Source organism: Microbacterium sp. CCH5-D1 (genome assembly GCF_001557335.1).
Taxonomy (GTDB): Bacteria; Actinomycetota; Actinomycetes; order Actinomycetales; family Microbacteriaceae; genus Microbacterium; species Microbacterium oxydans.
In genome coordinates, this window is record NZ_LSJW01000173.1 from 17,713 (window position 1) to 37,691 (window position 19,979).

The 19,979-nt window shown below is 67.1% G+C and carries 20 protein-coding genes; 10 read left to right on the forward strand and 10 right to left on the reverse strand.

Features of this window, described 5'->3' with window-relative positions; translation table 11 throughout:
• The first annotated feature begins 63 nt into the window (after positions 1-63).
• The gene (locus AX744_RS10485; RefSeq protein ID WP_061016766.1) at positions 64-1,107 is read left to right on the forward strand and encodes a hypothetical protein; all 1,044 of its coding nucleotides are present in this window, start codon (positions 64-66) and stop codon (positions 1,105-1,107) included.
• Positions 1,108-1,358: 251 nt separating this feature from the next.
• Here AX744_RS10485 and AX744_RS10495 read toward each other — a convergent pair whose 3' ends face one another.
• Complete coding sequence (locus tag AX744_RS10495; protein WP_061016771.1) at positions 1,359-2,969, reverse strand: glycosyltransferase family 2 protein; 1,611 nt, start codon at positions 2,967-2,969, stop codon at positions 1,359-1,361.
• Between the two features lie 225 nt (positions 2,970-3,194).
• On the opposite strand from AX744_RS10495, the gene AX744_RS10500 reads away from it, so the two are divergent.
• The 3 genes from AX744_RS10500 to AX744_RS10510 all read left to right on the forward strand — a co-directional run bounded on the left by AX744_RS10500 (position 3,195) and on the right by AX744_RS10510 (position 7,682).
• Positions 3,195-3,830: a PadR family transcriptional regulator gene (locus AX744_RS10500; protein ID WP_197429215.1), complete on the forward strand. Its 636-nt coding sequence runs from the start codon at positions 3,195-3,197 to the stop codon at positions 3,828-3,830.
• A 45-nt stretch (positions 3,831-3,875) separates the two neighbouring features.
• Complete coding sequence (locus tag AX744_RS10505; RefSeq protein WP_061016773.1) at positions 3,876-5,570, forward strand: ABC1 kinase family protein; 1,695 nt, start codon at positions 3,876-3,878, stop codon at positions 5,568-5,570.
• 120 nt (positions 5,571-5,690) lie between these two features.
• Positions 5,691-7,682 carry a BCCT family transporter gene (locus AX744_RS10510; protein WP_046746950.1) on the forward strand — a complete coding sequence of 664 codons (1,992 nt, stop codon included), beginning with the start codon at positions 5,691-5,693 and terminating at the stop codon, positions 7,680-7,682.
• Positions 7,683-7,721: 39 nt separating this feature from the next.
• Here the strand turns inward: AX744_RS10510 and AX744_RS10515 are convergent, their stop codons facing one another.
• Positions 7,722-9,401, reverse strand: a complete 1,680-nt coding sequence (locus AX744_RS10515; RefSeq protein ID WP_082738485.1) for an SDR family oxidoreductase — start codon at positions 9,399-9,401, stop codon at positions 7,722-7,724.
• 149 nt (positions 9,402-9,550) lie between these two features.
• Here AX744_RS10515 and AX744_RS10520 point away from each other — a divergent pair, with 149 nt between their 5' ends.
• From AX744_RS10520 to AX744_RS10530, 3 genes are all read left to right on the forward strand, one after another.
• Complete coding sequence (locus AX744_RS10520) at positions 9,551-10,774, forward strand: MFS transporter (protein ID WP_061016775.1); 1,224 nt, start codon at positions 9,551-9,553, stop codon at positions 10,772-10,774.
• Between the two features lie 293 nt (positions 10,775-11,067).
• Complete coding sequence (locus AX744_RS10525) at positions 11,068-11,550, forward strand: SRPBCC domain-containing protein (protein ID WP_061016777.1); 483 nt, start codon at positions 11,068-11,070, stop codon at positions 11,548-11,550.
• Entirely contained in the window at positions 11,547-11,864 is a 318-nt protein-coding gene (locus tag AX744_RS10530; protein WP_045262318.1) for an ArsR/SmtB family transcription factor, read from the forward strand. The genes AX744_RS10525 and AX744_RS10530 overlap by 4 nt, the downstream gene beginning before the upstream one ends.
• A gap of 8 nt (positions 11,865-11,872) precedes the next feature.
• Here the strand turns inward: AX744_RS10530 and AX744_RS10535 are convergent, their stop codons facing one another.
• Together AX744_RS10535 and AX744_RS10540 are read right to left on the reverse strand one after the other, a co-directional pair.
• Complete coding sequence (locus AX744_RS10535; RefSeq protein ID WP_046746946.1) at positions 11,873-12,427, reverse strand: MarR family winged helix-turn-helix transcriptional regulator; 555 nt, start codon at positions 12,425-12,427, stop codon at positions 11,873-11,875.
• On the reverse strand, positions 12,427-12,666 hold the full coding sequence (locus AX744_RS10540) for a hypothetical protein (protein ID WP_058632740.1): 240 nt from the start codon (positions 12,664-12,666) through the stop codon (positions 12,427-12,429). The genes AX744_RS10535 and AX744_RS10540 overlap by 1 nt, the downstream gene beginning before the upstream one ends.
• 149 nt (positions 12,667-12,815) lie before the next feature.
• Here AX744_RS10540 and AX744_RS10545 point away from each other — a divergent pair, with 149 nt between their 5' ends.
• Positions 12,816-13,238 (forward strand): MarR family winged helix-turn-helix transcriptional regulator, encoded by a 423-nt coding sequence (locus tag AX744_RS10545; protein ID WP_227751321.1) that lies wholly within the window; start codon positions 12,816-12,818, stop codon positions 13,236-13,238.
• Between the two features lie 71 nt (positions 13,239-13,309).
• Positions 13,310-13,636 carry a DUF7882 family protein gene (locus AX744_RS10550; RefSeq protein ID WP_061016778.1) on the forward strand — a complete coding sequence of 109 codons (327 nt, stop codon included), beginning with the start codon at positions 13,310-13,312 and terminating at the stop codon, positions 13,634-13,636.
• 147 nt (positions 13,637-13,783) lie between these two features.
• Here the strand turns inward: AX744_RS10550 and AX744_RS10555 are convergent, their stop codons facing one another.
• Both AX744_RS10555 and AX744_RS10560 read right to left on the reverse strand, forming a co-directional pair.
• Entirely contained in the window at positions 13,784-14,536 is a 753-nt protein-coding gene (locus tag AX744_RS10555) for an SDR family NAD(P)-dependent oxidoreductase (protein ID WP_045262344.1), read from the reverse strand.
• 107 nt (positions 14,537-14,643) lie between these two features.
• Positions 14,644-15,150 carry a MarR family winged helix-turn-helix transcriptional regulator gene (locus tag AX744_RS10560; protein WP_058632739.1) on the reverse strand — a complete coding sequence of 169 codons (507 nt, stop codon included), beginning with the start codon at positions 15,148-15,150 and terminating at the stop codon, positions 14,644-14,646.
• Positions 15,151-15,278: 128 nt separating this feature from the next.
• Here AX744_RS10560 and AX744_RS10565 point away from each other — a divergent pair, with 128 nt between their 5' ends.
• Positions 15,279-16,070, forward strand: a complete 792-nt coding sequence (locus AX744_RS10565; protein WP_061016780.1) for an SDR family NAD(P)-dependent oxidoreductase — start codon at positions 15,279-15,281, stop codon at positions 16,068-16,070.
• 57 nt (positions 16,071-16,127) lie between these two features.
• Here the strand turns inward: AX744_RS10565 and AX744_RS10570 are convergent, their stop codons facing one another.
• The 4 genes from AX744_RS10570 to AX744_RS10580 all read right to left on the reverse strand — a co-directional run bounded on the left by AX744_RS10570 (position 16,128) and on the right by AX744_RS10580 (position 19,812).
• The gene (locus AX744_RS10570) at positions 16,128-17,270 is read right to left on the reverse strand and encodes an epoxide hydrolase family protein (RefSeq protein ID WP_061016782.1); all 1,143 of its coding nucleotides are present in this window, start codon (positions 17,268-17,270) and stop codon (positions 16,128-16,130) included.
• Between the two features lie 257 nt (positions 17,271-17,527).
• A complete protein-coding gene (locus AX744_RS10575; protein ID WP_061016784.1) occupies positions 17,528-18,331 on the reverse strand; it encodes a hypothetical protein in 804 nt (267 codons plus the stop codon).
• A 72-nt stretch (positions 18,332-18,403) separates the two neighbouring features.
• Positions 18,404-19,123: an RES domain-containing protein gene (locus tag AX744_RS21255; RefSeq protein WP_079112065.1), complete on the reverse strand. Its 720-nt coding sequence runs from the start codon at positions 19,121-19,123 to the stop codon at positions 18,404-18,406.
• Positions 19,039-19,812 (reverse strand): hypothetical protein, encoded by a 774-nt coding sequence (locus tag AX744_RS10580; protein ID WP_061016786.1) that lies wholly within the window; start codon positions 19,810-19,812, stop codon positions 19,039-19,041. Before AX744_RS10580 ends, AX744_RS21255 begins: the two co-directional genes overlap by 85 nt.
• Positions 19,813-19,979 lie beyond the last annotated feature (167 nt).

The window sequence follows — 19,979 nt, forward strand, 5'->3', positions numbered from 1 at the left end:
GTTCTCGACAATCGGTGGCTTCGAGTCCTGGGGTGATGCCGGGGACGACCTAGCGTTGCGCGGATGGAACTCTCCGAGCACGTCCACGTCACGTGGGCACTTCATGTCGAGATGTCGGTCTCAGGATGCCCCGAGCTCACCCGCGTCATCGGTGTGCCACGGGATGCCCCCTCGTACTGGCTGATCGAGGCCTATCGGCTGAGTCTCGGGCTCGATCCGGAAGCGCCCGAGCTCGAAGCGGACGCGGGTCGGTCGCTGCACATCGACCTGTGTCCCTGGCGGGCCCCGACGCAGCAGGTGTCGGTCCCCGGTGTCGCCGATGTGGTCGACGTGGTGATCAGTGGGCCGTACGCGACACGGATGGGCGACCCGCGGGTCACCGTCGTCGACGCGGAGTCCGTCCCGGTGCTCCCGTCGCCGGTGGGAAGCTGGCAGACACAGCGACCTGCATTCCGCGCAGAGCATGTGGGGTTCGAGCTCGCCCAGCGGTTCGGCCTGGTGCAGCCGCGCCTCGACCCTGCGGCTTGCGGGGTCGGCGGCGATGCTCTCCGTCCGTTCTCACCGCTGGCGGCATTGTGCCAAGGGCTCTCCCCGGTGCGTCGTCTCGCCCTCCTCGCGCACCTCGACGACGCGGAGCTCAACGACCCGGTGCCCTTCGAGGAGACCCCGGCGGGCTCGGAGTTCGCGGAGTCGGCGACGGCCGGCATCCGGATGCTCGTCGCGCGGATCGGCCCCGAGGGTGTCGATCAGGATCCGACCGATGGGTGGCTGCCCCGCGCGATCGTCACCGATGCCGTCGACGCCCTCGACTGGCCGGACACGGCGGTGCCGGGCCTTCCCGACCCTGCCGATGCTCTCGCGTCGCTCGCACGTCGGACCAAAGCGGTGCGCAGGCTGCGCGGGCATGTCGTGGTCACGAACCTCGGACGCGGGCTGGCGGACGGTGAGGTGCGGGCATTCCTACGGATCATCGACGGCGTACGGGCGCTGGGGAGAGAGGCTGTTCCCCAGCGCCTGGCCGCGTGCCGTGACCCTCGCCCTCCTGGCCGTCGCCGATGGATCAGCCTCGACCTTCGACGAGCTGGCCGGCGTCGTCGCGCGCGGTGAGGCTGCGGTGGAGGACGGGCCGGGCGACGGAAGGTTCTCCGAGTGGTCCCCTCGGTCAGGCGACGTGTCAGCGGTGCAGCGAGTGGTCGAGAGTCTCTGTGCGCTCTCGTCGCCGAGCGCGTTCGGCTCGATCACCCCCGCGATGCGCGCCGTCGCGCGGGCGGCGCTCCAGTGACACGGCGGGCGTGTGTCGACGGCGGTGGGCGCGTGCGGATGCGCGGCGTCAGCCGGTCCGTGTCAGCTCTTGCGAGTCAGCTCTTCCTCGTGAGGGCGCGCACGCGGCGGACAGCACGTCCGGCGAGGTCCTTCAGCCGGCCGCCGGGCCACTCGCGGTGCAGTTCGACCGTGCCCTGGTCGGTCGCCACGAGGGTGCAGGAGCGGCCCGCGAGGAGCGGCGACCGTCCGGCGCGGGCGAGCACGGCAGGGGAGGCTTCGAGCGGGGTCTCGAAAGTCCACCCCGCATGTCGGACCTTCACGGTCAGCGCGCCTCCGCGGGAGTCGTCGTCGGGACCGAACACCTTGACGGGGTCGATCGCCACGCGGGCGGAGTCGAGCTTGCGGGGAAGTCGACCTCCGAGACGGCGCTCGGCACCGGTGTCGCGGTCGCGGAGGAAGAGGTCAACCCGGTCGTTGCGCAGCTCGCGGTTGGCGACCACGAGGTTCTCCGGGAGCCCCTCGGTCGTCGAGGCCGGGAGCGAGATGAGTCGCGTCACCTTCTTGGGGCGTGCGGATCCGGACTCGGCGTCCGTCGACTGTTCGACCGTGGATTCGAAGACGAACGCGTCCTGGCCGTTCCTCGTGAGGGTCACGCGGATCGTGAAGTGCAGACCGCCACCGCGAGACCAGTGCACCTCCGTCACGACGGCGCGACAGGTGATCTCGGATTCGAACCGTGCGAGCTCCAACAGGTCGTCACGTCGCCCGGCGCGCAGCAGAGCGGCGCGGATCCGATGCGGGAATCCCAGGCCGGCATCGACGCCGGGTCCGAAATGCTCCTGCGTCAGGGGCGTGACCACATCGAGCAGGCGTTCACGGTAGTCGTCGGGGTACCTGGCCATCTGTCGGCCCGAGAGCCGCTTGAGGATCTTGCCTCGGAACCAGTGCCGCAGAAGACGATCGCGCAGCTTTCCCGGCTCGGTGTGAGCTTCGACGAGATCGAGCACCGTTTCGAGGTGCGGGAAGTACGACTCGGGGTCGATGCGCGAAGAGCTTGCGCTGCCCGGCTCCTTCACCCAGGCGTAGCACGGCTCGCTCGCCAGGACCGAGATCCTCGACGCCGCGAAGTACGCCTGCATCACGAAGAGATGGTCTTCCAGCCGCACCTTGCCCTCGGGGAAGCGGATGCCGTTGGCCCGAAGGAAAGAGGTGCGGAACATCTTGTGCGGTGTCAGCATCTCGAGCAGCGGGTCGGTTCCGAGGACCGCATCCGGGATGTCGTGGCTGAAGATCCGACTCGGAAGGCGGCGGCCGATGCCCACCTCCTTGCCGATGATCACATCGGAGGAGTGCAGGTCGGCGTAGTCGCACAGCTTCTCGAGTGCACGGTCGAACAGATAGTCGTCCTGATCGACGAACTGCACGTACGTCCCGCGAGCCGCATCGACGCCGTGGTTGCGCGGCATGCCGGGCCACCCGGAGTGCGCCAGCGACAGCACGCGTACGTGGGGGCGGTCGCGGGCGATGTCGGCCAGCCGAGCAGAGGTGGGCTCGCCGGATCCGTCGTCGCACAGAAGCACTTCGAACGACGCAGTGCCAAGACTCTGGCGATCGAGTGACGCGATGAGATCGTCGAACGAGGGGCCAGGTCGCCACACCGGTACGATCACGCTCACACGGATGGTGCCCGCGTCGCTGCTGCTCATCTCCGGTCGATCACTCTGTGACAAACGTCTCACTCCCCCAAGTCGACAACTTCCAGAGCTAACCACGTCTTCCTGTGTGCGTCACCGGGCTTGCGCAACGGCCGGGCGTGTGGTGCGCAACAGGTGGAAGTCATCCACGGGTCGAACGATCGAAGACTCCCACCCCACGCCCAGGGTTAACGATATATCGTTGAGTATCGTTCACACCTACAGCAGGAGGTCATCATGAGCAACGCATTCCCCTCCAACCCGTTCAGCGGCAACGGCGGTTCCGGCAGCAGCGGCGGATCCGGCGGGTTGTTCGGCGGACCCGGCTTCGGCGCCGGCTCCGGTGGCCCGGCATCCGCGATCTTCGAGGCGATGGATCAGCTCCGTAAGTCCTTCGAGTCCCGCCCCTCCGGTGGTTCGCGCATGGCCCGCGGTGACGTCCGCACTGCCGTGCTCTCCCTGCTGGCCGAGAAGCCGATGCACGGTTACCAGATCATCAACGAGATCGCCGAGCGCAGCGGCGGCACGTGGAAGCCGAGCGCCGGTTCCGTGTACCCGACGCTGCAGCTGCTCGCCGACGAAGGGCTGATCGAGGCGGAGGAGCAGAACGGCCGCAAGACCTACTCGCTCACCGAAGCCGGCCGCGCGGTCGCCGTCGAGAGCTCGGAGACCCCAGCCCCCTGGGTCTCGTCGAACGGCAAGGACGGTCAGCGCGACAACGCCCGCTTCCACGCGCTGCCGAAGGCGGGCGTCGACCTCGCCGCCGCGGCTGCCCAGGTGGGTCGCAGCGGGTCCGCCGAGCAGGTGCAGCAGACGATCGAGGTCCTCGACGAGGCCCGCCGTAAGCTGTACACGATCCTCGCGCAGGACTGACCGCGCAGTGCGGCATCGGGTGGGGGTCTGCGAAGGGACCACGCGATGACGGATGCTGCGGCACACGGCGTGCACCGCGCCAGGTACCGTCGCATCCTGTCGTTCGCCGGTCGCGAGTTCTTCAAGATCTGGTGGTTCGAACTCGTCCTGCCCCGCTTCGGCATGAGCCGAATCGCGGAGCGGACACGCGGTCAGCGGATGCAGACGTTCGCTCGTCGGTTCCATGTGCTCGCCGTGGAACTCGGCGGACTCATGATCAAGGTGGGACAGTTCATGTCGTCGCGCCTCGACGTGCTGCCGCCGGAGATCACGAAGGAGCTCGAGGGGCTGCAGGACGAGGTTCCGCCCGTGCCCACGCCGGCGATCCGTGCGCTCGCCGAAGCCGAGCTCGGGATCCCGCTCGAACGTGCCTATGCCTGGTTCGATGAGAACCCCGTCGCGGCGGCTTCCCTCGGGCAGGTGCATCGCGCCCGACTGTCGGCGCTCGATGCGGCAGACACCGGGCTCGGCGAGGTCGTGGTCAAGGTCCAGCGACCCGGCATCGACGAGATCGTGGCGGTCGACCTCGCGGCGCTCCGCCGGGTCGCGCGCTGGCTGACGCGCGTGCGCATCGTCGCCGACCGGGTGGATGCGCCCGCGCTCGTGGAGGAGTTCGCCGCGACCAGCCTCGAGGAGATCGACTACCTGCATGAGGCCGCGAGCGCGGAACGCTTCCGCGAGAACTTCGCCGACGATCCCCGCGTCGACACCCCGGAGATCGTCTGGGAGCGCTCGACCCGTCGGGTGCTGACTCTCTCGGACGTCACGGCCATCAAGATCAACGACATCGAGGCCCTCCGCGCCGCAGGAATCGATCCGTCCGAGGTCGCCGCGGTGTTCGCCGAGGTCATGTTCGATCAGGTGTTCACGCACAGTTTCGTGCATGCCGACCCCCACCCCGGCAACATCTTCGTCACGCCTTCGCCGGTGGTCGAGGGCGGCACGGGGCGCGGTTTCCGCCTCACGTTCATCGACTTCGGCATGATGGCCGAGATCCCCGCGAGCCTCCGCGACGGATTGCGCACACTCCTGATCGCGGTGGCCGGCCGAGACAGTCGTGGCCTCGTCGCCGCCGCGCAGGAGATCGGCGTGCTGCTGCCTTCCGCCGACACGGCCGAGCTCGAGCGCGCGCTCACCACGTTGTTCGCCCGTTTCGGCGGCATGGGGTTCGCTGAGTTGAGCAAGGTCGATCCGCGCGAGTTCCGTGATTTCGCCGAGGAGTTCGGCGACATGGTGCGCTCGCTCCCGCTCCAGCTGCCCGAGAACATGCTGCTGCTCATCCGTGCCGTCTCACTGACCTCCGGCATGTGCAGCGGCCTCGATCCCGCGTTCAACGTGTGGGATGCGGCAGAGCCCTACGCCGGCCGTCTGCTTCGCGACGAGAGCGGCAACATCGTGCAGGCCTTCGCGAACCAGGCGATGGGCACGATGTCCACGACCTGGGCGTTGCCCGGCCGCATCGACAAGATCATCACGCGCCTCGACGACGGCAACGTCACCTTCGACACCTCACGACTCGAACGTCGCCTGGACCGGCTCGAGGGCATCGCGCGCCGCATCGGCTCCGGCGTCCTGTTCGCGGCGTTCCTGGTCGGCGGTGCGCTGCTCGTGCCGTCGGTGCCGCCCCTGGGAATCACCCTGGTCTGTGTCTCCGCCCTCCCGCTGCTGCACTCGCTGTTCGGGGGGCGCCGCTCGCGCTAACTGCGACGCGCCCGAAAACCCAGAGCAGGCAGCGTCCGCCCTACGCGCCGCGGTTCGCGCGGACCCTCTGGGTTTCGGCCCCGACACGGTCGGACACCTCGCATGACAAAATGGACTCTCATGGACACTCCTGACGAGAAGCCCGACGAACGCTCCGCAGGATCGAACCCTCCGCGTCCGCGCACGGACACAGTCGGAACCGGTGCCAACCGCCTCCCGGCCAAGGCTTCGGAGACTGCCCGCAAGATCGTCCGCGACATCACGACCGTCCCGCCGCGCAGCGTGCACCCGGCGCTCGTTCCCGGTGTCTCGGTCGAGGAGACGGGGCGCACCTACCGCACCGACCCGCTCGTCTTCGGTGTCGCCGCCGCGTTCGCCCTCGGCTTCATCGCCTGGGGTGTGTTCGCGGGCGACAACCTCGCCGGCACCACGAGCACGGTCCTCGCCTGGGTGGTGGAGTACTTCGGCTTCTTCTTCACGACGATCGCCACGATCATCCTCGTGTTCATGCTGTTCGTCGGCTTCAGCAAGTACGGGCGCATCCCGCTCGGCCGTGACGACGAGGAGCCCGAGTTCTCGATGTTCTCGTGGATCTCCATGCTCTTCGCGGCCGGCATGGGCATCGGCCTGGTGTTCTGGGGTGCCGCTGAGCCGCTGACGTTCTTCGAGAACCCGCCGCCCGGCACCGTCGAGGCGAACACCCTCGAGGCCATGCACACCGCGCAGACCCAGGTGCTCTATCACTGGGGTCCGCAGGCCTGGGCGTTCTACGCGCTCGTCGGTGGAGCCATCGCGTACGGCGCCTACCGCCGCGGCCGCACGCCGCTGATCTCGTCGATCTTCGCTCCGCTGCTCGGCGAGAACCGCACCACGGGTCCGGTAGGCCGCACGATCGACATCTTCTCCATCATCGTGACGTTGTTCGGCACGGCCGCCTCCCTCGGACTCGGAGCGCTGCAGATCGGTCACGGTGTCGAGCTCGTCAGCGGCATCGGCCCACTCGGCAACGGCATCCTCATCGCGGTGATCGCGGTGCTCACGGCCTGCTTCATCGCCTCCGCGGTGTCCGGAGTCTCGAAGGGCATCCGCGCACTGTCGAACATCAACGCCGTGGTCGCGATCCTGCTCGCCTTCTTCGTGTTCTTCGTCGGTCCGACGCTGCTGATCCTCAACGTGATCCCGTCGGTCGCCGTGCAGTTCATCGGCGATCTGCCGACCATGATCGGCCGCTCCGCGTCGCAGGGTGAGACCGCGCAGGCCTTCCTGTCGAGCTGGACGATCTTCTACTGGGCATGGTGGATTTCCTGGTCGCCGTTCGTCGGCATGTTCATCGCGAAGATCTCCCGCGGGCGCACGCTCCGTCAGTTCGTGTCGGTCGTCATCGTGGTGCCTTCCGCCATCTCGCTCGTGTGGTTCGCGATCTTCGGCACGACGGCGATCCAGCAGCAGATGGACGGCGCAGGCCTCACCGTCGACCCGCCGGAGGAGGTGCTGTTCGGGGTGCTGGAGAACTTGCCGTTCCCGCTCATCACCAGCATCGTGCTCATCCTCCTCATCGCGATCTTCTTCATCACCGGGGCTGATTCCGCCTCACTCGTCATGGGCACGCTGTCCCAGCAGGGCCGCCCGGAGCCATCGCGGTGGGTCGCGGTGGTGTGGGGAGTGCTGGTCGGCGTGATCGCCGCGGTGCTGCTCGTGAGCGGATCGGAGGGCAGCGGGCTGCAGTCGCTGCAGAACGCGACGATCATCGCGGCGCTGCCGTTCGCGATCATCATGACGTTCATGATGATCGCGTTCATGAAGGACCTGCGGCGGGATCCGCTGATCCTGCGCGACCGGTATGCCCGCGCCGCCGTCCGCCACAGCGTCATGGCCGGGCTCGAGGAGTACGGCGACGACTTCGCCCTCGTGCCTGTCGAGTACGACCACTCGGAGGACGACCTCGCCTGGATCGACGAGGACACCGTCGACGACACGTTGGCCGAGGTGTATGAGGCCGCGACCGAGGCGATCGACATCATCCCTCCCGCGGAAGTGGATGCCGTTGTCGATGCCGCGTTGGAAGACGGCCCGAACGACCCGGACCCCGCCCCGCAGCCGCGCGCGGATTGAGGGTACCCCGGCCTCGTCTGGGGGCGTCGGGTCAGGCGTTCACGCGGGATCAGGCGACTTCGCGGTGAAGTCGCCTGATCCGGCGGGTTCGTCTGTCCCGGCGGGTTCGCCTGGGACGGTGGGTTCGCCTGGGACGGCGGGGTCGCTGGTCTCCGCGGGGTGGGGCGGCGCCGATGGAGAGGTCTCGAGGTCCTCGGCGGCGGCCGTGATGCGTGCTGCCATGCCCGCGAAGATCGCGCCGTGGAAGGGCAGCACGGCGAGCCAGTAGAGGCGTCCGGTGAGACCGCGCGGGAAGAAGATCGCGCGCTGCTCGTAGCGGGCGCCCTTCGCATCGGGCACGGCACGCAACTCGAGCCATGCCTCTCCCGGCACCTTCATCTCGGCGCGGAGGCGCAGCAGCGATCCGGCATCCGTGGTCTCCGCCGCTTCGACGCGCCAGAAGTCGATCGCGTCGCCCACGCGTGCGGCGGTACGGCTGCGGCGCCCGCGGCTGAGGCCTACGCCGCCCACGATGCGGTCCATCCAACCGCGCACCGCCCACAACAGGGGCGAGGAGTACCAGCCGTTCTCTCCGCCGATGCCGAGGATCACGCGCCACAGCTCTGTGGGTGACGCGGTCGTCGTGACCGAACGGGAGTCGGTGAACACGGTGCGTCCCGCCCAGTCGGGATCGCTCGGCAGCGGGTCGCTCGGAGCGCCCGAGACCTCGGAGTCCTGCCAACTGGTCTCGATGGTGTCGCCTCGCACACGGCCGAGCGCCAGGTCGACCGCGCGCCGATACGGGGTCAGACCGCCTTCGGGCTGGGGGATCAGCTCGTCGATGGCGTGATCCTTCATGATGCACTCGTTCTGCAGCGACGCCACGAGCGGGCGGGCGATCGACCGAGGGACCGGCGTCACGAGATTCACCCAGTGCGAAGCGAGGCCCGGAGTCAGCACGGGGAGGGCGGCGATGGCCCGCTGGCGCAGTCCCGCCTCCACCGCGTAGCCGTTCATCATCTGGCCGTAGCGCAGCACGTCGGGGCCGCCGATATCGACAGCGCGGTTCACGTCGGAATCCACCTGCGCTGCCCCGAGGAGGTAGTGCAGCACGTCGCGCACAGCGATGGGCTGGATCCGGTTGCGCACCCACTTCGGCGCCGGCATGTACGGCAGCACGTCGGTGAGGTGGCGGATCATCTCGAACGACGCCGATCCCGACCCGATCACGACGCCCGCCTGCAGCACGAGTGTCGGCACTCCCGAGTCCAGGAAGATCTCGCCGACCCGCACACGCGAGCGCAGATGCGGGGAGAGCTGTGCATCATCCGGATGCAGACCGCCGAGGTAGACGATCCGCCGCACACCCGCTCGCGCAGCCGCCTCTGCCACCGTCTGCGCCGCGCGCTCGTCGCTCTCCTCGAAGCCCTTGCCGGCCGACATCGAGTGGATCAGGTAGTAGACGACGTCGACGTCGTCCATGGCCGCAGCGACGGCATCCGCATCATCCGCCGACCCCTCGACGATCTCGCAGTCGGCGCCCCACGGGAACGACGCCGCCCGCGCCGCGTCCCGCGCCAGCACACGCACGCGGTATCCGGCGTTCAGCAGCCGCGGAGTCAGTCGACCGCCGATGTAGCCGGTCGCCCCGAGCACCAGAGCACGCGGGGGAGTCCCGTCGTCGCGGGGGATGGCGCGCAGAGCCTCTTCACGACCGGTGGGCTGGGTGAGTTCGGACATGGCACGAGCGTAGGCCCGAGGATGCGCGCGCGGGAACGGGGTTGCGGCCTACGTCGGGGATGAGTAGAGCTGCGACGCAGGGAGCACTGTCGGGGGCACATGCGTGATCGTGTCGGTCGCGGCCTGCTGTGCACCGTACGATCGTAGACATGGCCTCCATCGAATCGATTCGACGATCTGTGCCCGACCAGGCATCCCGCCGCGCGCGCATCGCCGTCTCCGCGCTCTTCCTGACCAATGGGGCGCTGTTCGCGAACATCCTCCCGCGGTACCCGGAGATCAAGTCCGCTCTGGGGCTGGACAACCTCGGGTACGGATTCGCGATCGCGGCATTCCCCGCCGGCGCCATCGCCGCCGGCCTTCTGGCCGCAGTGCTCATCCGTCGGTTCGGTTCCGCTCGCATCGCCGTGATCGGCACCGTGTTGACGAGCTTGGGTCTGCTGTCGGCGGCCCTCGCTCCGTCAGGCCTGCTGTTCGCGGTGGCCCTGTTCCTCGGCGGAGCGTCCGACGCGATCACCGATGTCGCCCAGAACGCCCACGGCCTGCGGGTGCAGCGTCGCTACGGGCGTTCGATCATCAACGGCTTCCACGCCATCTGGTCCATCGGTGCGGTGCTGGGTGGGGCGATGGCTGCAGTGGCGATCGCACTGGAGCTGCCGCTGGCCGTGCACCTGGGCATCTCGACGGCCGTGTTCGCCACGGTCGCGCTCGTCGCCCTGCGCTTCTGCCTCCCCGGCCGTGACGACGAGGTCGACGAGGAGGCCACGGCCGAGCCGGCCGAGCTCGCCGGAACACTCCGCCGCGGAGTGACGCCGCGTACCGTCATCGCGATCATCGCCCTGACCCTCATCGCCATGGCCGGCGCCGTCGCCGAGGATGCGGGCAACTCCTGGGCGACTCTGTATCTCGCCGACTCGCTCGGAGCCGCTGCGGCGATCGCTCCTCTCGGTTTCATCGCCCTGGTCGGTGCGCAGTTCATCGGTCGGATCATCGGCGATCCGCTCACGGACCGCTTCGGACAGAGGTGGGTCGCGCGGGTCGGCGGCGCCATCGCGGCGGTCGGCATGACGCTGGCGCTCGCGTATCCGTCGGTGCCCGGCACGATCCTGGGGTTCGCGGCCGTCGGCTTCGGCATCGCCACGCTTATCCCCGCGGCGATGCATGCCGCGGACGAACTGCCGGGACTGCGGCCGGGCGTCGGGCTCACGGTCGTGTCGTGGCTGCTGCGCCTCGGGTTCCTGCTGTCTCCGCCGTTCGTGGGGTACATCGCCGAGAACGAGAGCTTGCGGGCGGGGCTCCTCGTCGCGCCGGTGGCCGCCCTCGTCGCCGTGGTGCTGGCGGGCTTCCTCGAGAAGCGGCGTCCCCGCGTCTGAGTCCGGCACGGGGTGCTGCGGCTGGGGTGCCGGTGTGCCCTTGCGTTCCGCGGGTTCCGGATGGCGGAAGAAAACACGGATGCCGGGCGGTCTTCCTGCGATTCCTCATGCATTCGTGACTTCCTCCGACAGGTGACGCCGGCGTGAGGCGCGATGCAGAGTGAGCGATATGCGGTGAGCGGTGAGCTCACTGCAACTCTAGGGTTGCGCATGGAGTCGAGAGGTGCAACTCTGGAGTTGCAGTGGGCTGATCCGGCCGGCGGGACATGCAGGAAATCCCGAAAGGACCCATCATGGTGAACATGACCCACAACGAGGCATCCGTCGTCGACGATGAGACATTCTCGGTGCGGCGGAGCATCCAGATCGCGGCACCCGTCGACAAGGTGTGGCGAGCCGTGGCAGAGCCGCAGCACATCTCGCGCTGGTTCGGGCGCACGGTGCTCGAGGGCAGCGGCGTCGGAGCGATCGGCACGATGACGTTCCCCGGCTACGACGTGATCCCCCTCCGGGTCGAGGAGTTCGACGAGCCGCGGCGCATCACGTACCGATGGAACAATGACGATGCCCTCGGCGCGCTGCCGGACAGCATCGACGAGTCGACCTCGACCGTCTTCACCTTCACGCTCGAGGAGGCGGATGGCGGCACGCGGCTCACGGTCGTCGAGAGCGGGTTCGAGCGCACCTCCGACCCCAGGGCCAACCTCGAGTCGCACCGCACCGGCTGGGATCTGGAGCTCGACAAGATGGTCGCGCTCGTGGAAGGCGAAGCGTGACGACCGAGACACTGCTTCCCGTGTTCGCGGCACTCGCGGACGAGACGCGCTGGAGCATCCTGACGGCACTCGGCGAGGGGGATGCCTCGGCATCCGCCCTCGCCGGGCGCCTTCCGGTGTCCCGTCAGGCGATCGCCAAGCACCTCGCCGTGCTGCAGGAGGTGGGACTCGTCGAGCCGGTTCGGGTGGGGCGCGAGGTGCGCTTCCGCGTCGTCGGTGCCGAGCTCTCCGCGACGGCCGCGAAGCTCGACGTGATCGGACGCGAGTGGGACCGCCGCCTCGCTGCGATCAAGGAGATCGCGGAAGGGCTGTAGCGCGGGGGTCACTCCGCCGCGTGGGGGCCCTTCTCGTCCCGGATCACATTCCGGAGCTCCTGGTCGAGGTCGGATGCCTCTTCGATCGACGCGGTCATACCGGCGAGGAACCGTGTGACCACGGCCCGCTCCTGGTCGGAGAGCTCGTCGACCAGGGTGAGCATGCGGCGATGCATGGCACCGAGGGTGGCCCTGACCTCCTCGTCGCTGCTCACGCTCGGAACCACGACTCCGGCGCGGCGGTCCGTCGGATGCGCCTCGCGACGGACGTGTCCGCCCTTCTCGAGGCGGTCGATGAGAGTGGTCGTCGAAGCGGTGGAGATGTCGAGCATCCTGGCGATGTCGATCGGACGGACGATGCGGCCCGCGCGCTGCTCGCGCAGCAGGAAGCGCAGCGCCATCAGGTCGGTCTCGTTCATGCCCATCGAAGCGCGGGTGCGCGCACGCATCGCGGTCTCGGCCGCGCGGTAACGCCGCAGCATGTTCAGGACATCGACGGTGCTGGCGCTCTCGGCGTCGGGGTACCAGTACCCCGAGCGTGCGTACTCCTGGGGCTCGGTCATCAGGCCACCGCCTCTCCGTCTGCCACGGGAGAGGACTCCCGCGTCAGCATCTCGATCGCACCTGTCGCGACCCCGGCGGGGACGATCAGGAGGAAGCCGCCCGTGATCGCGTCGTTCTCGGCCACGATGATCTGCTCGATCCGATCGCGCGGGACGGTGGGGAACTGTCGTTCCAGGCGCTCGAGGAGAGCGGCGTAGTCGATGTACTTCTCGTCATCGAGTGCGGATCGCTCGACCATGACGTCCTTTCTTGCGGTGTATCCATCCTCTCACCCGTGCGACGGTGTGATGCACGCGGGATTTTGCTAGTCAGACAGATAAAAAGACTTCCGAGCTAAGATGGGTTTCGGAATCGATGAGGGGTGTGATGGGGAACAGTCTGGGGGTCATGGCGTCTCGGCTCGACCGCGACGTCGATGAACTGCTGCGCGTGGAGGCGCGGCTCGCGCGGCGCCTCGTGGCGGGGCGCCAGCCCAACGAGACCGACCGCTCGGCCCTTCGCTTCATCGCAGCGGCCCCGGTCGATGCGCCCGTGACTCCGAGTGATCTCGCCGCTCACCTGGGGGTCAGTACTGCGGCGATCACCTCCGTGATCAGGCGTCTGTCCGATCGCGCCCAGATCGTGGTGACGGCGCATCCGGACGACAGGCGCTCGAAGGTGATCCGTCCTTCACTCCGCGACATCAACTCGCCCGCGGACGAGGTCTCGCGGCGGGTGGCGCGGGTGGAAGAGGAGTTCACCTCCGCCGAGCTTGCCGTGATCTCGAGGTTCCTGCGGCGGCTCACGGCGGAGATCGATGCGATCGAATAGTCCCGTTTGCCATTTAGCTAGCTAAACTAGTAATCTAATTCCTGTACAAAACGCACAGGAATGAGGGACTCATGGGCCAGCTCAGTTACGCCGGGGAATCGCAGATCGTGGAGATCGACGATGCGACACTCGCCCACCTTCGACTCGTCACCGTGACCAAGCTCCGCCGCGGAGAATCGTTCCCGCTCACCCTGCGCACGTCGCGATCGGGCACGGAGACGCTGTGGATGCACGCCTCGATTCCCGTGCGCTTCGCCGTCGCGGAGGAGATCGAGCTTCAGCGCCCGCTGCTGGTCAAGATGATGGCCGCAGCGAGTTCTGCGCACGGTCTGGACCTGACGGACCTGGAGCTGGCGCCGCTCCTCTCTCCGGCGCCTGCGATGCACGCGGTCGCCTGATAACTCGCCTCCGCCGCCGACGTGCTCCTGGGCAAGGCGTGCGCGACGACGGCCGAGGCTCGCAGCGACGACATCGGGGGGTGTCTGCGTCGCTGCTGATGGCATCCGACCACCGGGAATCGGGTCCCGGGGTCGGATGCCATTCGTTCAGAGGGCGGTGTAGCCGCCGTCGACCAGGTGGTAGCTGCCGGTGATGAAGCTCGCGGCGTCGCTGGCGAGGAACGCGATGAGGTTCGCGACCTCGTCGGCCTGCCCCAGGCGTCCGATCGGGTGCTTCGAAACGAGGAAGTCCTTCGCCTCGGGTCCCATGTTCGCGAGCAGCGGGGTGTCGATGAATCCGGGGCCTACGGAGTTCACGCGCACGCCCTGTGCCGAGTACTCGAGTGCCGCCGACTTGGTCATGCCGACGACGCCGTGCTTGGCGGTGACGTAGGCGGGGGAGTTGGCGAACCCGACGCTGCCGAGGATCGACGCGATGTTCACGACCGAGCCGCCGCCGTTCGCGAGGATCGAGGGGATCTGCGCCTTCATGTTGCGGAAGACCGCGTTGAGGTTGATCGCGATGACCTTGTCCCAGGCCTCGTCCTCGTACTCGGCCGTCGGAGCGGACGCTCCACCGATGCCGGCGTTGTTGACGCCGATGCGCAGCGGGGCGAGGGAGTTCGCCAGCTCGATGGAAGAAGCGATCCACGAGGCATCGGTTGCATCGCCGACCGAGGCCTCGGCCGTGCCACCGGCGGCGCGGATCTCCTCGACGACCGCGTTCGCGTGATCCGCGTTCAGGTCGTTGACCACGACGGATGCACCGTTCTTCGCCAGCAGGAGGGCGGTCGAGCGACCGATTCCGCTGCCTGCTCCCGTCACGATCGCCGAGCGGTTCGAGACGTCGTACTGAGCCACGAGAGACTCCACTTCCGGGCGGGCACGGTGCCGGGAGATCTTCTCGGACGGTCCGTCCTTCACTCCAGCCTACGCCTGAAACGCGGAGGTGGATTCACATGAATGGACTAGTCGCGCCCGGGATCGCCCGCTCCCGGTGTCCAGATCGGATCAGGACTGATCGCCGCGGAGATGCGGGTGCTGATCGACCCCAGCTGTCGCGCCTGCGCGGCGGTGAGCGTGTCGAAGACGAGGCGCTGCACCAGCCCCTGATGGCCCGGCGTGGACTCGGCGACCTTCGCGTGGCCTTCGTCCGTCAGTATGCCGAGGGTGAATCGCCCGTCGGTCGCGTCGATCTCCCGTCGCACCCATCCCTTGGATTCCAGTCGCGAGATCGCGCGCGACAGGCGTGACAGTGTGCAGCTCGCATAGGTGGCGAGGGTGCTCAGGCGAAGGCGACGATCCGGTGCGGAATCGAGCGCGAAGAGGATGCCGTGCTCGAAGTGCGTGAGGCCGCTGTCGCGCTGCAGCTGCGCATCGAGAGCTGTGGGGAGGCGCTCCAACAGCGTGGCGACGGAGGACCAGATCGCCAGCTGATCGTCGCTCAGGTGCGGGGCATTCGGCCGCTCGGACATGCCTTCAGGATAGGGCATTCGGGCTCGGGTCTCCGCGGACCTTCACTTTCCCAAGCAAGCAAAACGACGTAGAGTGACTTTCCTGAGCAAGTAATGCGACGTCTTCGGCGTCGGAAGGAGGAAGCGGAGTGGATCTGCAACTGCAGGGCAGGACGGCGTTCATCAGTGGCTCGAGTCGAGGGATCGGATATGCGATCGCCGATGCGCTCGCCGTCGAGGGCGTGCGAGTGATCCTGAACGGACGCGACGCCGCGGCAGTCGATGCGGCCGTCGGGCGGCTGCGAGCCGCGCACCCAGGGGTGACCGCGTCGGGGATCGTCGCGGACTTCGCGAATGCGGAGGACGTCGCGAGACTCCTCGATGAATTGGGAGACGTCGACATCCTCGTCAACAACGTGGGCCTGTTCGGGCTCGCGGAGTTCGAGGCCGTCGACGACGCCGGGTGGCAGCGCTACTTCGAGGTCAACGTGATGAGCGGAGTCCGGCTTGCACGACACCTGCTGGGCGGGATGATCGAGCGAGGCTGGGGCCGGATGATCTTCGTCAGCAGCGAGTCGGGGGTGAATGTCCCCGCGGACATGGTGCATTACGGCGTGACCAAGGCGGCGATGATCGCTCTCGGCAACGGCCTCGCGAAGCTCACCCGCGGCACCTCGGTCACGGTGAACACGGTCCTGGGTGGGCCGACCTATTCCGATGGGGTCGCTGCGGCGGTCGAGGCTGTGGCGCAGGTGCAGGATCTGTCGCCGGAGGCCATGAAGCAGGTCATCATCGGCAAGAACCGCACCACTCTGCTGGAGCGGTTCCTCGACCCGACCGAGGTGGCCGATCTGGTCGCATACCTCGCGAGTCCCCGCGCGTCGGCCACGAACGGGGCGGCTGTGCGCGCGGACGGCGGGGTGCTCACGTCGATGCTGTGATCAGTCGAGGGGGCGATCGATGCCGCCGCGCCGCTTGGTCCGCGATGGGCGGTGGATTCACGCGGGGGATGCGTGCGGCAGTGAGCGTGCGAATGCGGAGATGTCGTCGGCGAGCAGGGCCGGCTCCTCATGTGGTGCGAAATGGCCCCCGCGTGGCATCCGGGTGTAGCGGACGAGGTTGTACGTGCGTTCGATCCAGCTCCGCGGCGGCGACGCCAGGTCGTGCGGGAACAGGGCGACGGCGGTCGGCACCTCCACCCGTTCTATGCGTGAGGTCAATCCCGCGGCGTGCTCGTAGTAGGGGCCCAACGACGTGCCGATCGAGTTCGTGAACCAGTACACGGACGCCAGTGTCAGCAGGTAGTCGTCGCTGAAGCGGGAGGAGACGTCGCCGCCGCAGTCGCTCCAGGATCGATGCTTCTCCAGGATCCACGACAGCAATCCGACAGGGGAGTCCGAGACAGCTGGCGCCAGTGTGAGCGGCCGCGTCTGCTGCTGATGCTGATATCCGCCTTCGGACGCCGACCACTCCTGTACCCGGTCGAGGTGAGCCTGCTCTTCGGCGGTGATCGACTCCTCGTCCACGTGTGCGGGAGCGGCTGTGGACAGCAAGTGGATGCCGACCACCTCGTCGGGGTATGCCTGCGCGAGACGAGAGGTGATCCCCGCTCCCAGGTCGCCGCCGTGCGCGAGGTATCGGGGGAAGGCGAGATGATCCGTCATCAGCAGGTGCCACAGGTCGTGCGTCTGCACGCCGAGTCGGGGGCGTTGCGGTGAGAACGGCAGTCCGGGAAGCGCGGGCACGATCACCGTGGCGGCGTGGGCAGGATCGCCCCCGAAACGCGACGGCGTCGCGAGGCGCCGAGCAACATCCACGAGTTCGAGTGCTGTGCTCGGCCAGCCGTTCGTGAGCAGAACGGGAACGCCGGTCCCTCCCTGCTCGGCATCGAAGCGGAGATAAGCGACAGGCGTCCCGTCGATGTCTGCGTGCCGCCAGGGCAGCTCCTCGATCTGTTGTTGCTGCGCGCGCCAGTCGAAGCCGTTCAGCCACACGTCGACGAGCCGGCGAAGCTCCGCCTGCTCGGTGCCCGCCTCCCAGCCCTCCACGGGCCACGGCTCGGCCCAGCGCGTGTTGCGCAGCCGCCGGCGCAGATCCTCGAGGTCATGCTCGCCGACGTCGAGGAGGGAGTGTCGGGACACGGGAGACCTCTTCCGGGATGACGTGGGCTGTGATGCGACGGTATCGCGGGGTGCCGACACCGAGGCGCGATTCACGAATATGTCAGAATCGCGATGAAATCGGACTAAGTCCGATGTAAAGCGCTAAGTTCACTGCCTCACGAACGGGCTGATCCGATCATACGGATCGGGTCGGACATCTCGCCTCACGGAGTTCTGAATCCCCATGGCGCGCATCTCGGCGACCCAGCGTTCCCCGTCGGCCAAGCAGGACAGCTCTAGCGTCGAAGCTCGTAACCCTGTTCGTTTAGTAGGTTGATTGCGATCTCGAGCAGCGTCCCAATGAACTCGATGAGGTCTGCAATCAGCTCCTCGTCTGGTTCGTACAGAGCCCCGCCCATCTGAGGCGTAGATGGGGGCGTCTCGATCGCGTGGCGCAGAGTGGTGATGAACTGCCCGTGCGCGTGGGCCGAGGTTATCGCCCAATAGTTGAAGGTCTGCAATGTGGGGCCCGGAACGCGACTCGCTATCTTCCTTGTGATCGAGGAGGGATCGATCAATGGTGCGCTGAGAACGTCTTCCGGATCGGATCCGAGGTTGCTCGCCGTGGTCCTGAGAAAACGTCCGAGTGCTGCTATTCCCTGTTCGGTCTTGTCATCCGGCGTTCGCGCTTTGCGCAGAGCGTTGGTCAGCTTCAGCCCGTGCCTGTGCTCGATACGAGCAATCTCAAGTGCCCTGCGGACTCTAGAAGGGGAATCGGTACCATCCAGAATCCAGATCACCTCCACGAGCCCCTCCAACACAGGACGGAACAAGGTGTAGTCAGCCTGCATATGAAGGAGCAACACGTCCTCTTCGGGGCTGGCGGCAAGCTCCGCCCAGGCGGATACGTGGTCTGCAACGGTGAGGACGAGCCCGGAGACTATGGCATGAGGGATGACGATGTTTCCTGCGAGGGCTTGATCTTCCTCCGCCATCGACCCCTTTCGAACCGTGGGCACTCCACTCTTGATCGCCGCCGCGAAGTCCCGGAATCCTTCGACAGCACCGCTGAGAGTCTGCAAGGTGGAACGCTGTGTCATAGCACTGAGCGTACGGGGGGATCGAGCGTCATCTGATAATCCGAGATCGCAGATTGCCGTCCTGGGGTGGTTCTACTTCTTGACGCGGTAGCCGAGTCTCTTCACGGCTTTCGCGAGGTACACGTTCGCACTGGAGGAGTCCAGTCGGGTGTGCACCAACGGCAGCTGCGGGAACGAGTCCTCGGCAGGCGAGAACAGCGTCACCATCGGGCCGAAGTCGATCGATGACACGTGGTAGAGCCCGTCGATGCTCGACCCAAGTTGGTCATGGATCGCATTCGCCCAGTTCCGTGTGTATCGCTTAGGCCCCATCTGGATCGAAGAGGTCGTCCCGTTGATTACAGGCCAGTTGCTGGTGAGATCCAGTAACCGAAGCTCACGCGTCGGACGCCAAGCCGCGAGGGTGTTTCCACGAACGCGCCGATTGATTAGTCGGCCCTTCTGAAAAACCTCGCCGAGAGCTGTCGTAGATCCAGCAGCTGCGTACATCACGCCATAATCAGCATGATGCTGCTGTGGCTCGGGATGCGGGTCAAAGCGCATGGTTCTGATCGGCCCGAAGTGCCGCAGCTCATCCCACGCCTGCGGGTGAGGACCTCTTGTAGCGAAGACCCGCCAGAGGATCCCATCGAATGATCTCAGGTGCTCACGAGCGTCGAGTGTGAGCGGCGCCGGGGGTGTTGCGGGGACTTTCGCGTTCGACGGGCTCACGTGATGTCGGCGTCTTCGAGGATGTCCACTACGGGTGCAGGATCCTTCGCGGCAGCCAGCCACTCGATCGGCGTCATCCATTCCTGGGGGTCGACAGACTCATCGCTCGACCGCAAGTCGTCTTGAGGTGTAGTCATGAAGCCTTCGACGTCGGCCGGATCCCAGTCGGACGGGATCGCTCGGACGAGCAGGGGAAGGTGGGGGATCGTCGAGACCTTTTCGCCGGGAATGAACTGCCATCGAGGGTAGAGGCGGATCCTTCCCGCCCGGAAGCCGTACAGGGTGTTCTTGCTCTGGCGGTGACGCACACTGGAGGCATCGATGCCGAGGAGCGCTGCGACTTCGGATGCGGTGTAGGTGTTGGTTAGGGCGCGCACGTGAGTCTCGCGTTCGAGTTTGGCGAGCCCACCGCTGGTGACGAATGCGGCTGCCTCGGCGAACTCCTCCGGAGTGAAATCGCCGGACTCGATCAGGAAGTCGGCTTGCTGCTCTGTGAGGCCCAGCTCGGTCGATTGACGGTCGGTCATGGCATCGGCGAGCTCGTCGATGAGTGCGTTGAACACGGATACGTCGACGTTTGACGTCTTCGCCACCTGTGCAAGGCGCTCAACACCGGCTTGTACGTCGGTCTTTTCTGGGGCCTTGGTCGCCACGACGAGCTTCGGTTTCCCGTCGAGGAATCGACCTGTCGCGGTGCCGCGGTTCACAGTCGTCTCGCGGGCGGCGACGCGAGCTGAGGAGGCACGGGTGCGACTCTTCTTCACAGCCATCTTGCCTCCTCGTGGCGGCATCTAGTTAGTGCGTACACGCATTATCTTACGCGCGCTTTTGCGTGTATGCATCCCCGTGTGGTGCCGAAGGTGAGAGCGGTCAAGCGCTCCTGGACCGGGAGCAGCGGCGTTGTAGGGGGCATGTCGTGCGCCTTCAAGGCGGCTCC

Coding starts and splice junctions, on each gene's coding strand:
- AX744_RS10485 (WP_061016766.1), top strand. CDS start 64: ATGGAACTCTCCGAGCACGTCCACGTCACGTGGGCACTTCATGTCGAG.
- AX744_RS21255 (WP_079112065.1), bottom strand. CDS start 19,123: ATGGATGACGCCGATCGAGTGGCTGGCTGCCGCGAAGGATCCTGCACC.
- AX744_RS10520 (WP_061016775.1), top strand. CDS start 9,551: ATGGCCTCCATCGAATCGATTCGACGATCTGTGCCCGACCAGGCATCC.
- AX744_RS10550 (WP_061016778.1), top strand. CDS start 13,310: ATGGGCCAGCTCAGTTACGCCGGGGAATCGCAGATCGTGGAGATCGAC.
- AX744_RS10575 (WP_061016784.1), bottom strand. CDS start 18,331: ATGACACAGCGTTCCACCTTGCAGACTCTCAGCGGTGCTGTCGAAGGA.
- AX744_RS10510 (WP_046746950.1), top strand. CDS start 5,691: ATGGACACTCCTGACGAGAAGCCCGACGAACGCTCCGCAGGATCGAAC.
- AX744_RS10560 (WP_058632739.1), bottom strand. CDS start 15,150: ATGTCCGAGCGGCCGAATGCCCCGCACCTGAGCGACGATCAGCTGGCG.
- AX744_RS10525 (WP_061016777.1), top strand. CDS start 11,068: ATGGTGAACATGACCCACAACGAGGCATCCGTCGTCGACGATGAGACA.
- AX744_RS10505 (WP_061016773.1), top strand. CDS start 3,876: ATGACGGATGCTGCGGCACACGGCGTGCACCGCGCCAGGTACCGTCGC.
- AX744_RS10580 (WP_061016786.1), bottom strand. CDS start 19,812: ATGGCTGTGAAGAAGAGTCGCACCCGTGCCTCCTCAGCTCGCGTCGCC.
- AX744_RS10515 (WP_082738485.1), bottom strand. CDS start 9,401: ATGTCCGAACTCACCCAGCCCACCGGTCGTGAAGAGGCTCTGCGCGCC.
- AX744_RS10500 (WP_197429215.1), top strand. CDS start 3,195: ATGAGCAACGCATTCCCCTCCAACCCGTTCAGCGGCAACGGCGGTTCC.
- AX744_RS10545 (WP_227751321.1), top strand. CDS start 12,816: ATGGCGTCTCGGCTCGACCGCGACGTCGATGAACTGCTGCGCGTGGAG.
- AX744_RS10535 (WP_046746946.1), bottom strand. CDS start 12,427: ATGACCGAGCCCCAGGAGTACGCACGCTCGGGGTACTGGTACCCCGAC.
- AX744_RS10495 (WP_061016771.1), bottom strand. CDS start 2,969: ATGAGCAGCAGCGACGCGGGCACCATCCGTGTGAGCGTGATCGTACCG.
- AX744_RS10540 (WP_058632740.1), bottom strand. CDS start 12,666: ATGGTCGAGCGATCCGCACTCGATGACGAGAAGTACATCGACTACGCC.